Source organism: Hydrogenophaga sedimenti, assembly GCF_051857515.1.
In the GTDB taxonomy this organism is placed as follows: domain Bacteria; phylum Pseudomonadota; class Gammaproteobacteria; order Burkholderiales; family Burkholderiaceae_C; genus Hydrogenophaga.
In genome coordinates this window covers 311,448-325,493 of record NZ_JBPZHA010000001.1, presented here as the reverse complement: position 1 = coordinate 325,493, position 14,046 = coordinate 311,448, and the positions used below count along the sequence as shown (strand labels likewise).

The window sequence follows — 14,046 nt, the reverse complement described above, 5'->3', positions numbered from 1 at the left end:
GACAATGGGGTTCGATGACACTCCGCTGGCTGTATCCCCTGATCGCTCCCTGGCGCTGGCACCTGCTGGCGTGCGCGCTGCTTGCGCTGGGCGAAGCCGGGCTGTCGCTGCTGGCGCCCTGGTTCGCGGGGCAGCTGGCGCAACAGGTGCTGGCCGGCCTCTCGCGCGACAGCACACTGATCCTCGCCGGCCTGCTGGGCCTGCTGCTGCTGCGTTCGCTGTTCCAGTTTGCCAGCGGCTGGTACCTCGGCTGGACCAGTGAAGGCATCCTGGCCCGGCTGCGCACCCGCCTGTACGACCACCTGCAGGCCCTGCCCCTGGGCTTTCACCACGCGCGCCGCCAGGGCGACAACCTGGCCCTGATCACCAGCGACGTCGACCGCATCGGCTACTTCATCAGCGGCCCGCTGCTGGGCCTGCCCGCGCAACTGCTCACCGTCGCCGGTGCCGGCGTGCTCATGGCGCGCATCGATGTGCGCCTGACCGCGGTCGCGGCGCTGCTCATGCCGCTGGTCTTCGTGCTGCTGCGCCTGATCAGCCGCCAGATGCGGCCCCTGTCCTTCAAGGTCCAGCAGGCCTATGCCGACAAGATGTCGGCCGCCGAAGAAAACCTCGCGATGCTGCCGGCCATCAAGAGCTTCACCCGCGAAGGCCTCGAAAGCCAGCGCTACGCGCGCCGCGTCAGCGAGCTGATGCAGCTGAGCCGGCGCGAACACCTGATCTACGCCTCCCTCACACCCTCGGTGCAGTTCCTCGCCGGCGCCGGCCTGGTCGTCGCCCTGTGGTGGCTGGGCGCGCAGAACGGCACCCGCTCGACCGCGGAGACGGTGCAATACCTGCTGTACGCCGCGCTGCTGACCCAGCCCCTGGCCGCGCTGGCCGGGCTGTACGGGCAAGGCCGCGCCGCGCTGGGCGCCCTGCACCGCATGCGCGAGGTGCTTGCCCTGCCCACCGAGGCCGACGACAGCCACCTGCCCGCGCTGCCCGCCGCGCAGGGCCAGATCGAATTCCGGCAGCTGCACTTCCAGTACCCCGGCCGCGAGCCCCTGTTTCGCGGCCTGGACCTGCGCGTCGAGGCCGCCCAGACCATCGCCATCACCGGCGCCAACGGCACCGGCAAGAGCACCCTGATGCACCTGCTGACCCGGCTGCTCGAACCCTCGGCGGGCCAGATCCTGATCGACGGCCACGACATCCAGCGCTTCCACCGCCAGAGCCTGCGCGCGCAGGTCGGCGTGGTGTCCCAGCAGGTCATGCTGTTCAACGGCAGCATCTTCGACAACATCGCCTGGGGCAGCCCCGCGGCCTCGCCGCAGGCCGTCGCCGAAGCCGCCCGCCTCGCGCAGGCCGAAGCGTTCATCCTGGGCCTGCCGCAGGGCTACGACACCCTCATCGGCGACCAGGGCGTGCGCCTCTCCGGCGGCCAGCGGCAGCGCCTCGCGCTGGCCCGCGCCCTGCTCAAGGACCCGCCCATCCTGGTCCTGGACGAAGCCACCTCGATGTTCGACCCCGAGGCCGAGCTGCAATTCCTGCACGACTGCCGGGACGCGCTGGCCCGCCGCACCGTCGTGCTCATCACCCACCGGCCCGCCAGCCTGGCGCTGGCCGACCGCATCGTCGTGCTCACGGCGGACGGCCTGACCCGCCCCGCGGAAAGCGCGGCGCCATGAGCCAGGGGCGCCCCACCGTCCTTCACTGGACGGCCGACCAATGGCTCACCCTCGCCGCGGCCTGGTGGGCGCTGCCGCTGTGCTGGTTTTCGCTGCGCCGCCACGGCCTGGCGCGGCTGCACCAGCGGCTGCGGCCGACCCAGGGCTGGCTGGTGGCGCCCGACACCCTGGCCCCGCTGGGCCGCGCGGTCAACGCCGCCGCGCGCATCAGCCCCTTTCCGTCCACCTGCCTGTCGCGCTCGCTGGTGCTCATGGGCTGGCTGACCCGGCGCGGCATCCACAGCGACCTGCGCATCGGCGTGCAACTGCAGCAAGGCCAGCTGCACGCCCACGCCTGGCTCGAGCACCAGGGCACCCCCATCAACGACCAGCCCGAGATCGCCGCGTCCTTCGCCGTGTTCGACGGTCCGATCCCGTCGCTCGACCGGTTCACCTCATGAGCGGCATCGCAGGCATCGTCCACTTCGACGGCCGGCCGGTGGCGCCCGGCCTGATCGAGGGCATGACCGCGGCCATGGCCTTCCGCGGCCCCGACGGCATCGACCACTGGACCTCCGGTCCGGTCGCGCTGGGCCACTGCCAGCTTCACACCACGCCGGAGTCGCTGGAAGAACAGCAGCCGGTGATTTCCGCCGACGGCCAGCGCGTGCTGGTGTTCGACGGCCGGCTCGACAACTGGGTCGAGCTGCGGCAGGAACTGCTGCGGCGCGGCGCCCGGCTGCGCAACCGCTCCGACGCCGAACTCGCGCTGCACGCCTTCGAGGTCTGGGGCGATGCCTGCGTGGAGCATCTCGACGGCGACTTCGCGCTGGCGCTGTGGGACCAGGCCAGCCAGACCCTGTTTGCTGCACGCGACCGGACCGGCAACCGGGCGCTGCACTACCACTGGGCCGATTCCCGACTGAGCTTCTCCACCGACGTACACGCGCTCTTCGAGTTGCCTCATGTCCCGAAGGAACTCGACCTGGACACGGTCGCCGAATATCTGGCCATCGAATGGATGTCGCTGGAACGCACGCTGTGGGCCGGCATTTCGATGCTCAAACCCGCACACGCCATGCGCGTCGGCGCCGGCACGCTCAAGACATGGTGCTACTGGATGCCGACACTGGACATGGACCTGGGTTGCCGCACGGCCCAGGACTATGCCGACGCCTACCGCAGCCTGCTGGATGACGTGGTGCGTCGCCAGTCGCGCGCTCTGGGGCCCCTGGCCATTGAAGTCAGCGGAGGCCTCGACTCATCGGCCATCTTCGCCAGTGCAGCGCGGCTGCATCAACGTGGAGCGTTGCTGGCCCCCGGCATTGACGGCTACACCCTGGGCTTCCGAGGCGATGCCCTGGCCGACGAAGTCGACCTGGCGCTTGCTGTTGGCCGCCACCTAGGGCACGACATTGAGGTCGTCCCCCCGACCCGCATGCCTCTGCAGGAATACCTGCAAGACATGCAGCGCTTCAAAACCTTCCCCGACATGCCCAACGGCAGCATGGGCCGATCCATTGGCGAGGCCGCCGTCCGCAAGCACTCCCGCGTGCTGCTGAGCGGCACCGGCGGCGACGAATGGCTGGGCGGGGAGAGCGCCTACTTTGCCGAGGCCATCCAGGCTGGCCGGTGCCGCGATCTGCTGAGGTTCATGCGGGACGAGCAGTCTCGACACGGCACCGCCCGGGCACTCTGGGCGCCGATCCGACACGGACTGCTGCCCCTGCTGCCCGACGGCATCCGGTTCTCCCTGCGCGACCTGGCGAACCGCCTGACCGATCCGACATTGAGCAGCCCCTGGCTCAGCGCCGACATGACCGCCCGGCTCGGGCGCCTCCGTGCACTCGAACGGTCCCAGGAATCACCCCGTTTCAGCCGGACAGGGCAACGCCGGCAATGGAACAACCTCTGGAACCCTTACGTCATCGCCGCCAAACAATGGAACGAACGCCGCATGGCCCGCCTCGGGCTGGAGTGGCGCCAACCTTTCTGGGACCCGCGCCTCATCCAGTTCTGTTTCGCAGTACCAGAAGAATTCCGCATGCACCAAGGCACCAACAAGTGGTTTCACCGACTGGCGTTCCAAGACGATCTGCCGGCTGTGGTTCGGGAACGACAGGACAAGGCCGAGTTCAGCGTCGCGTACCAACACCTCTGGCCCGACCTCAAACAGCGCTTTCACGCGACCACCCTGCCTCGCAGCGCAGACTGGATTTCGGCCCGGTTTTTGCTAGAGGTGATGGACAACGCAACCAACCCCGAAAGACGTGTCTGGGGTCACGGCATCGTCTGGTGTCTGTTTGCTACTGATGCCCTCAGATACCCGGAATCCGCCAACAACACGTAGAATTTTCTATTCAGTTGCGGCGGCGTTTCCTTGCCAAACCGCCCGCCTTCCCGCATCATTACAAACAGTTTCAAATCCCGCATCGGAGTTCTTCGTGGTTACTCAGTCTTCCCAAGCCGCACCCGTCACCAACGCCAAACGCCCCTACCAAGCTCCCGCACTGCGTGAATTCGGTGCTCTGCACCAGTTCACCCAAGGCACCAAGACCAAGGGCAGCGATGCCAACGGCACAAAAACAAAAAATTAATACGGCTCGATTCGCCCGTTGACCGCTTCGCGGTCAGTTTTTGTCCCGCGCATACTTTCCGTTTAAGACCTTCGGCTTGTGGCCTTCCGTGACTTGGTTCAACTGGAACTGGCCCCACTCGATGTCTTGGGGGAGCAGGAGGTTCTGCCTCCCTTCCATTGCTGGTACGCCTCGTCGGGTGAGCTCTGGACCTCGTTCCATCGCCATCCGCAGGGCTACCTGATCCGCTTTCCCTCGCTGGCCGACTTCCTGGTCAGCCAGAACGGTCAGACGGTTCGGGCCCTGCCTGCCCCCGACACCGACGCAGGCACCGTCGAACACCTCTACATCAATCAAGTCCTGCCTCTGGCGCTCAGCCGGCAACACCGGCTGGTGGTTCACGCCAGCGCCGTCGCGATGAATGGTGTGGCGCTGGCGTTCATGGGCAACTCCGGCCGGGGCAAGTCCACACTGGCCACCCACCTGCTCACTGCGGGGGGGCAGCTTCTCACCGACGACGGCCTTCAACTGCAATGGCAGGAAGAACGCCTGTTGGTGCTGCCCAGCCACCCCTCTGTCCGGCTCTGGGCCGACAGTCGCCTGGCCATCGCGCCTGAGCACTCGCTCACCGCCACCCCTCTTGGCTATACCGACAAGACCCGGCTGCTGGCCGGCACCGATCTGCCGTATTGCGACACCCCTTGCCCGCTGGCAAGGGTTTATGTGCTTGGTGACGGCAGCGCGGACACGCCAACCATCCGGAAAATGAAGGCGGCCGAGGCGGTCGCCGAGCTGGCGAGAAACACGTTCCTGCTGGACTTCGAAGAGCTTGAAATGAAGATCTGGCACTTCGAAGCGCTCCAGGATGTGGCCGTCTTGCCGGTGTTTTTCCACCTGGACTACCCCAGACGTTTTGACGCCTTGCCGGACGTATTTGCGGCCATCCAACAACACACCCTTCGCGAGCCGGCATGACCCTCAACGACACCTTTTCCATCCCCAGCCACGTGATGGCCAGGCCGGTGCAGGACGAGGCAGTGATCCTTGACCTCGCCAGCGGCACCTATTTCGGCCTCGACCCCGTCGGCGCCCAGCTCTGGGCAGCGCTGGCCCGCGGCCTCTCGGTCGCCCAGGCCTGTGACGCCCTGATGTCCGAATTCGACGTCGAGCGTCCCCAACTCGAATCGGACGTCGTGGCGCTGATCCAGCAATTGCTCGACAAGCAGCTCATTCATGTCGGCCTCAACTGAGCGGGCCGCATGGCGCTGGCTCGGACTCCTGCTCGGCCCACACCCCCAGAAGGCACTAACCATCGCGCCGCCCGCAGCGGAAGATCTGCTCGACTGCGCAAAAGCCGGTGGCCTGGCGGCCCTGACCTCATGGAGGCTGCAGTCGCTGCCCGAGTGCCCAGCCCCTCTCACGGCAATGGGCGCGAGCCTGGCACCACAGGTGCAGGACGCCGCCGTCACCTCCATGCTGTTCGAGCGCGAAGCGCGCATGCTGGGCGAACACCTCCACCGACTGGGCATGCAGGGGCTGCTGCTCAAAGGTGTCGCCCTCGCGCAATGGGCCTATCCCCAGCCGCACCTGCGCCAATGCTCGGACGTCGACCTTTTGGTCCCCAGCCTGGAAGACGCCAAACAGCTGGCCAACCACCTTCAACAGCACGGCTACACCTGGGAGCAAACCGCTGACCCCGAGGTGGCTTATGAGCTGCTGTGCAAGCGGCAGGTTGCGCCGGGGATCGCGATCGAGGTGGACATTCACTGGCAGGTCGCGGTCACACCTCTGCTGCGCAACGCCTTCCGTTTCGATGAGCTCATGGGCAGGGCAAAGTCCTTGCCCTCGCTGGGTCCACATGCCTACGGGCTGGGTGCCGTCGACGCCATGCTGCACGCCAGCATCAACCGCGCCTTCGACCTCGTCAATGGATTTGACGAGCAACTGCGGCTGCTGATGGACTTTCCAGGCATGGCCCGCGACTTCACACCCGAGGACTGGCAGGCGCTGACGCACCGCGCGGTGGACAAGCAACTGGCCGGATTTCTGCTCAACGCCCTGGAAGCCTGCCAGCAACACCTGGACTGCCAATGGCCGGAAAGCGTGCTGGAGGCGCTCAGCGCTGCCGCACCCTCTGAGCCTGTTGACCACCGCAGACTCACCGACTGGCGGTACATGCAGTGGAAGATCTGGCAATCGCTGCCCGACTGGCCCCAACGCCTGCAGTGGCTGCGGCGCCGGCTGCTGCCCAACCGAGGCCATCTCGAGCATGCCCACGGCACCGGCCACAGCTACGCCAGCCTGCTGGCCCGGCGGGCATTGTCTGGTCTGCGCAAGCTGTGGCGCTGAAGCCGCTGCGCGGGGCGCATTGGCAAAAATTACTTACATTCGCCGCCTAAAATCCATAGCAATGCTGTGCATAAGGCATGACTCTTGCCTTCGCCAATACCCATTTACCCCAACCTCGCTCCCTCATGAGTAACCACCCCAAGATCTACGTCGCCGGCCACCGTGGCCTCGTGGGATCTGCCATCGTCCGCCAGTTGCTCGCCGCCGGCCACCCGGCCCACCGCATCGTCGGTCGCACCCGCTCCGAGCTGGATCTGACGGACCAGGCCAATGTCCGCGCGTTCTTCGCCCACGAAAGACCCGACCAGGTCTACCTCGCCGCCGCCAAGGTCGGCGGCATCCACGCCAACAACACCTATCCCGCCGAATTCATCTACGACAACCTGATGGTGCAGGCCAATGTGGTGGACGCGGCCTTCAAGAGCGGCGTGCGCAAGCTGCTGTTCCTCGGCTCCAGCTGCATCTACCCCAAGCTGGCGCCGCAGCCGATGGGCGAAGGCGTGCTGATGCAGGGCGCGCTGGAACCCACCAACGAGCCCTACGCCATGGCCAAGATCGCCGGCATCAAGCTCTGCGAAAGCTACAACCGCCAGTACGGAGCCAGCCACGGGGTCGACTACCGCAGCGTGATGCCGACCAACCTGTACGGCCCGGGCGACAACTACCACCCCGAAAACTCGCACGTCATCCCGGCGCTGATCCGCCGCTTCCACGAAGCCAAGGTCAACGACGCACCGCAGGTCGTCATCTGGGGCACGGGCACCCCGCGCCGCGAGTTCCTGTATGTGGACGACATGGCCGCCGCCTGCGTGCATGTGATGAACATCGACAAATCGGCCTACGACGCCCAGACCGACCCGATGCAGAGCCACATCAATGTGGGTTTCGGGGAAGACGTGACGATCGCCGAGCTAGCCCGGCGCGTAGGAGAAGCGGTGGGCTACCAGGGCGACATCGTGTTCGACACCAGCAAACCTGACGGCACGCCGCGCAAACTGCTGGACAGCGACAAGCTGTTGGGGATGGGATGGCGGCCTGGGGTCGACTTGCGCAAGGGTCTCTCTCAGGCATATGCGGACTTCTTGAGCAACTTCTCCATGGAAACTGTGTAGTTCGCAAGAAATGCGAGTGCACAACCAAGATGACGCCACCTGCAAAGCGCCAGTTGAGGTTGCCAGACGTACGCCTGCCTCACACTCGTACATGATCATGCGCAACAAGATTCTGCGAAATTTGGGCGCGAATACATTCAGCCAAATTGTTAACCTCGCAATTCAGCTGCTGAGTGTCCCGCTTTTTCTTCATTTTTGGCCGATGGCCAAATATGGAGAATGGCTCATTTTAAGCACAATCCCAACCTATATAGCGTTATCGGATATTGGCTTCGCTACAGTAGCTGCAAATCAGATGACTATGCTCGGCGTAAACGAGCAACAAGCAAAGGCCAACAATATCTATCAATCCGCATGGATATTTGTTTCTATTATCTGCCTGATCCTTTTTTGCGTTTGCATCCCCGTCGCTCTAAACGTTGATCTCACCGCAGCACTGAATATAAAGCACACAAGTGAACCAGAGGCAAAGATGGCGGTTATCGCCTTGCTGTGCTACGCGACGCTCAATCTCCAATTCAATGTTTTTTCAGCTGCTTTTCGCGCCGCGAACAGGTACGCATATTCAACATACATTAGCGGATTCGCAAGGCTCTTCGAGTGGTTAGCAACTGCGCTCTTCCTATTCATGGGCGCAACGATAGCGGAACTGGCAATTGGCATGTGCGCCACGAGGCTTGTTGCCACACTGTATTATTACCATAGAAGCCGCGCGGCAGCCAACTGGCTCCGGCTTGGCTTTAGTGGGGCATCAGTTAAAGAGCTTCGGAAACTGGCCGCACCTGCAGTTGCGTTCATGGCTTTTCCTGTCGGGCTGTCCCTCGGGATACAAGGTGCCACACTAGCAATAGGAATAGCCCTTGGCCCCGCCGCCGTTGTCATGTTTAGTGCATGCAGAACCTTCACCAGGGCATTGGTACAACTGGCCACCACTCTGAATCAATCTATTTGGCCGGAGGCTTCTCGCCTCTTCGGTCTAAACGACATTTCAAGCCTCAAGAGCATGCATCAAAAGGCCTCATCAGCGATATTCTGGATGAGCTGCGCAATTGCAATCTCTTCAGCTCTACTGGGAGGCTATGTAATCGAGATCTGGACCAAGGGAGCAATTGTTGCTGACACTCCAACCCTGCTACTTCTAATTTTAGCTGCATTCATTAATGTCAACTGGCAAACAAGCTGGGTGGTATTGATGGCAACCAACAGGCACAGCAAAATCTCTCTGTATTTTGTTGCATCTTCCGCGCTTACCTTGGCAGGAATCGCTTTAATCACCCCTCGACTTGGACTATCTTCTGCAGCACTTGTGATTGCCATAGCAGAACTCCCCTTGCTCTACCTAACAATCCACCAAACACTGGCACTGCTGGACGACTCGTGGCATAACCATATCAAGCATGCCTTTGCCATTCCATTCAAACTTGGCAAAAATGCATGAACAACCTATCTGTCACCCAATACCAAGATGCAGTCCAAAGCAGATCTCTTGTTAAGTTCGTCATCGGACTCATCCCCAGGCTGCGCTCCTTCATATTCAATTCAATTTGTGTCTGGATAGCACAAAAAAAGGGGGCGCACATCGGCAAACAGGTTAGCCTTCCATACAGATTAGCAAAAAAGGCAAACAAGAACCTCTCGATTGGAGATCACTCTTCCATTCAAACCGATCTCATCGATCTGCGCTCACCAGTGGCCATCGGAAGCCATGTAATTGTAGGCTCCGGCGTTGAAATATTGACCACCAGTCATTTTGTGGACTCACAAGAATGGGAGCACAAACACTATGGAATCACCATTGAAGACTACGCATGGATAGCAACTCGCGCGTTCGTACTCCCAAGCTGTCGAAAAATCGGGCTTGGAGCTGTCTGTGCCGCTGGCTCTGTCGTTGCAAAAGAAGTCCCGAAAATGGCTATTGTCGCCGGCAACCCTGCAGAATTGATAAGACAGAGAGCGGATGTTCATTCGAACCTGATAGTTGAATCATTGCTGGGCAATGACTTAATTTCATACATCAGGGCCCGTAGAAAAAAACGCACCAGGGGTGAGAACTGCAAACACCGCCTCCATGGCAACGAATGAATTCACCATCCAATCCATCTGCCTCTGGATGATGCCCTCAAATAACACAACAAAACACTGATTCTTTAAAGAGATGAGAGTTGCACTTTCGACCATCGGAAAATTCCACACCTTTGATCTTGCTAGGCAACTTCACTCCAAGGGATTTCTAACCAGCATCTTTACTGGTTATCCAAAATTTAAGCTCAAAAACGAAGACATACCCCAAGATCTAATTCATAGCTTCCCTTGGCTACATGCTCCCTACATGGGTTTTCCATATAAACACAGGATCGGCAAGACTTTGCTTGAGGGGTGGGAATATCTGGATCGAATATCTCTATCTAACTTCACAGCAAGAAATTTGCCGGATTGCGATATTTTTTGCGGCCTTTCCTCATCGGCACTTTCAGCAGGGATTTTGGCCAAATCGAGAGGGGCAAAGTATATCTGCGATCGCGGATCAACTCATATTCGGACCCAGGACCAAATACTACGCGAAGAGCATGAAATCTGGGGAATTCCATACAAAGGTATTGATCCGAGAATTATTGATCTCGAAGAAAGAGAATATGATGCCTCAGATCTTATCACTGTCCCATCGAATTTCAACGTAGACAGTTTTGTACGACAGGGTATTTCCAGGCAAAAAATAAAAAAAATCCCCTATGGCGTAGATCTAAACAGGTTTGAAAAAACAAGCTCTCCGAGTTCGGACTCATTTGAAGTCCTATTTGTAGGATCGGTGTGTTTGCGCAAAGGGATCCCTTACCTGCTCAAGGCATTCAAGGAAGTTATTCATGCAAACAAGCATTTAACTTTGGCGGGAACCTATGATCAGCAATACATTCTTTGGCTAAAGCGGAATGGCCTATTGAATGAAGACACTACTTTACTAGGCCCAGTACCTCAAGAACGACTCAAGCAAATCATGAGCCGATCACACGTAATGGTGTTGCCAAGCATTGAAGAAGGTCTTGCAATGGTACAAGGACAAGCATTGGCCTGCGGATGCCCTGTTATTGCCACACACAACACAGGCGCATCAGACCTTTTTGTTGATGGTCAAGCCGGATATATAGTTCCTATTCGCGACGTCGAAACGCTAACAGATAAAATTCAAAAGATAGCAGACGACCCGGAACTAAGAATGCAGCTTAGCAAATCAGCATTGAATAATGTGAAAAGTATTGGAGGGTGGAGCCAGTACGGACAAACCATGATGGCGGCCATGCACGCGCTATTGTAATTAATCCCACACAGTTTTTTATTTCAATCCACACCCCCCCACAAACCAGCCCCAGGCGAGCCGTTTAGACAAGCCACCAACGCAGGCAACAGATTTACATCATATCTGCCCCTGACAAATGCCTCTTTTTGTATGCCGAAGGGAACAACAGCCAACTCATACCACCTTCGTTCCAAGAAGAAGAATGATTAGGAATTAAACCGCATGACGACAATCTTCAGGCGCTCGGAGATATTACTGGGAGGCATCCAGGGCGAATCGCAACCCGGTCAACACTCCACCACCACGGGCCCTGCATTAAACCTTGCCAAAACGAGATTCTATTTACTTGCCCTATGGGGTTTTGCAGTGTTGCTACAAGCACTGCTATGGGCATCTACTGAGAACTCTATTGCTGCAGGACTTACGTTACTCGGGGGCTTTCTAGGTACATCCTACGGTTTGCGTCGCAATACGCTCAGAAGCTTTCCCGTATCAACAACTATGGTTTTAGGCTATACAGCCTATTACTTTCTGATCCCACCCCTGGCGACCTTGGCAGAAATCAAGCCATTGAGTTACAACCTAGACTACCCGAATGAAGTATTCATTCACTCATTCATTGGGATTGTGACAATTGTTTGCACTCACTGTATCTATCGCTCATGGGGTTTGCTGCAGAATTTCAGATGGCTAATCAATAGAAAAATTTACCAGCCGATTGGTCTTTTTTCAAAAATCCCTCATCGACAGCTACTGCTGATGGGTGCCATTGGGCTAACGGCCATGGCCTATCAAATATTCGTCGCTGGATCAGTGCAACAGGAAGCACAAGGCGCAGGAAACAAGTTCATTCAAGCGCTCTTCCCATTAGCCTACTTGCCTTTCCTAGGTTTATTGCCAGGAATCACCACCACTTTTGGTCGCTTTAGCAGGTCTCAAATATTTCTTTTCATCGGCTATTCGGCTCTTCTTCTTGTTGTTTCAATGGCGCGCAATGCCAGATCATCGCTTCTACTTGGGATAACATCAATCGCGCTATGTTTTCTCTATGGACTTGCAACCGGTCAAATTTCGAGGCGGACTTTAAAGCTCAAGTACGTTGCCCCGATCTTCCTGATATCTATCTTGACAGCAGGACCATTAACAGACTTGGCAACAGCAATGGTAATTGTGCGAGGAAAGCGCGCAGATCTTCCAGCAATGGAGCTAATTCAGGCAACAGTTAAAGCGTACAACGACAAAGATACTCTTCGCGAAACGCAACTAGACAACACCGCATTAGCCCCGGGATGGGATGAGCACTATACAGACAATCTATTTATCGCCAGACTGGCAAATCTAAAATTCACCGATAACAGTCTAGGTCTTGCCATGCGAATGGACAATGGCATTCGCGAATATCTTCGAGATATTGAAGGACAACGAGTCCTAGCTACATTCCCCAAACCGGTTCTTGAGTTGTTAAAGCTGCCTGTCGACAAAGAGCTTGCAAACAGCGGTTCGGGTGGCGATTTTATGTTGTATGCAGTGACCAATAGTCGATACGCTTTGGGTGGCTTCAGGACAGGATCCCTATTGGGAAGCGCCTACGCTCTATTCAGCTGGCTATATCCACTCGCATTGCTAGTCACATTGCTTCCTATATTCGCTTTTGGCGATGCCCAGACAAACAGGGTCTTAAGAAGCAACCAAATAATTCCCATCATTTCACCAATGATAGGAATAGCGTTCTTTTCTTGGTTCTATTTCCTAACCAGTGCAGCAACAGGAATTGAGTCATTCTCTGGACTATTTGCTTATATTCTGCGAGGCTGGCTCCAGACGGCTCTCATATGGTTAGTAGCCTATAAAGCGACGAAGCTCATGTCCCGAGTTGTATTTAGGAGTGGGAAAATATGACAAAAATCGCCTACATTGGAGCACTCGATATGGCGGCAACTAGCCGCCACCGAGCAGAGGCATTAAAGAGAATAGGCTGCGAGGTAATTGCGCTTGATCCATTCGAGTCCCTAACGCAGAACATGGGCATCTGGCCCACACGTTTTCACTACCATACAGGTTATCAATTTATACAAAGCAAGGCTCTTGAGTGGTGCACTCGGGAAATCGACAAGCTAAAGTCCGTTGATGCAATTTGGATCGATAGCGGCGAACTCTTTGGCCCACTTTGCATTCGGGCCCTGAAAGCGATTGGTGCACCGCTGATACTATTCAATCACGACGACCCAACCGGGCCAAGAGATGGCAATCGATTCATTTCGTTGCGTGCAGCCATACCGCTTTATGACATGTGCAGTGTTTGTCGCACCGAAGGAGAGTCTGAGTTCAGACTGCTAGGAGCAAAAGCTGTTTATCGTTTTACCAGAGGGTATGACGAGATCGAACACGCGCCCTTCGCAGACGCATCCGCAATTCCAATCGAAATGCGATCTGATGTAGCATTCATTGGGACGTGGATGCGCAACGAGCACCGTGACAGCTTTATTTACAACCTGATTAGGGCCGGTGTTTCCGTCTCCATTTGGGGCGGGCGATGGGAGAAGTCAAGAATATGGGGTGATCTATCGCCGCACTGGAGAGGCCCTGCCATTAGTGGGAGAGACTATGTTTCAGCCATTCAAGGTGCCCAAATATCTTTGGGGTTACTTTCAAAAGGCAACAGGGACCTTCACACCACGCGTTCTGTGGAAATTCCGTTTGCAGGAGGACTACTGTGTGCCGAACGCACTAGTGAGCACCTGCAGATGTACAAAGAAGGTGAAGAGGCAATTTTTTGGGAAGACGAGCGCGAATGCATTGAGAAGTGCAAGCAACTTCTAGGCGACGATTCGCTTCGCGAGCGCATTCGAAGCAATGGAAGGCATCGTGTAGTGCAACTAAAGGTAGGCAATGAAGACATTTGCCGATCCATTCTTGAACGCACGATCAAATAGGGAATTCAATGAATTGCTCGATGCACCCTTTAATATAGAGCTGAATCGAGCATACAACCAAATCAATCACCCATTGATCACCATATATTGCAAGAGTGCCTTCATTGCTTCACCATGCAGCAATTCATCCACAGC

The 14,046-nt window shown here is 57.6% G+C and carries 13 protein-coding genes; all 13 read left to right on the top strand.

The annotated features are described in order from the left end of the window. Positions 1-14 precede the first annotated feature (14 nt). Positions 15-1,670 (top strand): ABC transporter ATP-binding protein, encoded by a 1,656-nt coding sequence (locus ACS5NL_RS01560; RefSeq protein WP_439351807.1) that lies wholly within the window; start codon positions 15-17, stop codon positions 1,668-1,670. Further along, entirely contained in the window at positions 1,667-2,110 is a 444-nt protein-coding gene (locus tag ACS5NL_RS01555; RefSeq protein WP_439351806.1) for a lasso peptide biosynthesis B2 protein, read from the top strand. The genes ACS5NL_RS01560 and ACS5NL_RS01555 overlap by 4 nt, the downstream gene beginning before the upstream one ends. Further along, the gene (gene asnB, locus ACS5NL_RS01550; RefSeq protein WP_439351805.1) at positions 2,107-3,999 is read left to right on the top strand and encodes an asparagine synthase (glutamine-hydrolyzing); all 1,893 of its coding nucleotides are present in this window, start codon (positions 2,107-2,109) and stop codon (positions 3,997-3,999) included. The genes ACS5NL_RS01555 and asnB overlap by 4 nt, the downstream gene beginning before the upstream one ends. A 94-nt stretch (positions 4,000-4,093) precedes the next feature. Then, positions 4,094-4,246, top strand: a complete 153-nt coding sequence (locus tag ACS5NL_RS01545) for a hypothetical protein (protein WP_439351804.1) — start codon at positions 4,094-4,096, stop codon at positions 4,244-4,246. 78 nt (positions 4,247-4,324) lie between these two features. Continuing rightward, complete coding sequence (locus tag ACS5NL_RS01540) at positions 4,325-5,200, top strand: hypothetical protein (protein ID WP_439351803.1); 876 nt, start codon at positions 4,325-4,327, stop codon at positions 5,198-5,200. Next, complete coding sequence (locus tag ACS5NL_RS01535) at positions 5,197-5,475, top strand: PqqD family protein (RefSeq protein WP_439351802.1); 279 nt, start codon at positions 5,197-5,199, stop codon at positions 5,473-5,475. The genes ACS5NL_RS01540 and ACS5NL_RS01535 overlap by 4 nt, the downstream gene beginning before the upstream one ends. Then, on the top strand, positions 5,459-6,574 hold the full coding sequence (locus tag ACS5NL_RS01530) for a nucleotidyltransferase family protein (protein WP_439351801.1): 1,116 nt from the start codon (positions 5,459-5,461) through the stop codon (positions 6,572-6,574). The genes ACS5NL_RS01535 and ACS5NL_RS01530 overlap by 17 nt, the downstream gene beginning before the upstream one ends. A gap of 125 nt (positions 6,575-6,699) precedes the next feature. Then, entirely contained in the window at positions 6,700-7,686 is a 987-nt protein-coding gene (gene fcl / locus ACS5NL_RS01525; RefSeq protein WP_439351800.1) for a GDP-L-fucose synthase, read from the top strand. Between the two features lie 91 nt (positions 7,687-7,777). Beyond that, positions 7,778-9,124, top strand: coding sequence for a lipopolysaccharide biosynthesis protein (locus ACS5NL_RS01520; protein ID WP_439351799.1), 1,347 nt, complete (start codon positions 7,778-7,780; stop codon positions 9,122-9,124). Continuing rightward, positions 9,121-9,768 (top strand): acyltransferase, encoded by a 648-nt coding sequence (locus tag ACS5NL_RS01515; RefSeq protein WP_439351798.1) that lies wholly within the window; start codon positions 9,121-9,123, stop codon positions 9,766-9,768. The genes ACS5NL_RS01520 and ACS5NL_RS01515 overlap by 4 nt, the downstream gene beginning before the upstream one ends. Before the next feature lie 73 nt (positions 9,769-9,841). Further along, positions 9,842-10,996 carry a glycosyltransferase family 4 protein gene (locus ACS5NL_RS01510; protein WP_439351797.1) on the top strand — a complete coding sequence of 385 codons (1,155 nt, stop codon included), beginning with the start codon at positions 9,842-9,844 and terminating at the stop codon, positions 10,994-10,996. Positions 10,997-11,200: 204 nt separating this feature from the next. Next, positions 11,201-12,877: a hypothetical protein gene (locus ACS5NL_RS01505; RefSeq protein WP_439351796.1), complete on the top strand. Its 1,677-nt coding sequence runs from the start codon at positions 11,201-11,203 to the stop codon at positions 12,875-12,877. Continuing rightward, positions 12,874-13,911, top strand: coding sequence for a CgeB family protein (locus ACS5NL_RS01500; RefSeq protein ID WP_439351795.1), 1,038 nt, complete (start codon positions 12,874-12,876; stop codon positions 13,909-13,911). The genes ACS5NL_RS01505 and ACS5NL_RS01500 overlap by 4 nt, the downstream gene beginning before the upstream one ends. Positions 13,912-14,046: the final 135 nt, after the last annotated feature.

Coding starts and splice junctions, on each gene's coding strand:
- ACS5NL_RS01560 (WP_439351807.1), top strand. CDS start 15: ATGACACTCCGCTGGCTGTATCCCCTGATCGCTCCCTGGCGCTGGCAC.
- ACS5NL_RS01555 (WP_439351806.1), top strand. CDS start 1,667: ATGAGCCAGGGGCGCCCCACCGTCCTTCACTGGACGGCCGACCAATGG.
- asnB (WP_439351805.1), top strand. CDS start 2,107: ATGAGCGGCATCGCAGGCATCGTCCACTTCGACGGCCGGCCGGTGGCG.
- ACS5NL_RS01535 (WP_439351802.1), top strand. CDS start 5,197: ATGACCCTCAACGACACCTTTTCCATCCCCAGCCACGTGATGGCCAGG.
- ACS5NL_RS01530 (WP_439351801.1), top strand. CDS start 5,459: ATGTCGGCCTCAACTGAGCGGGCCGCATGGCGCTGGCTCGGACTCCTG.
- fcl (WP_439351800.1), top strand. CDS start 6,700: ATGAGTAACCACCCCAAGATCTACGTCGCCGGCCACCGTGGCCTCGTG.
- ACS5NL_RS01520 (WP_439351799.1), top strand. CDS start 7,778: ATGATCATGCGCAACAAGATTCTGCGAAATTTGGGCGCGAATACATTC.
- ACS5NL_RS01515 (WP_439351798.1), top strand. CDS start 9,121: ATGAACAACCTATCTGTCACCCAATACCAAGATGCAGTCCAAAGCAGA.
- ACS5NL_RS01510 (WP_439351797.1), top strand. CDS start 9,842: ATGAGAGTTGCACTTTCGACCATCGGAAAATTCCACACCTTTGATCTT.
- ACS5NL_RS01505 (WP_439351796.1), top strand. CDS start 11,201: ATGACGACAATCTTCAGGCGCTCGGAGATATTACTGGGAGGCATCCAG.
- ACS5NL_RS01500 (WP_439351795.1), top strand. CDS start 12,874: ATGACAAAAATCGCCTACATTGGAGCACTCGATATGGCGGCAACTAGC.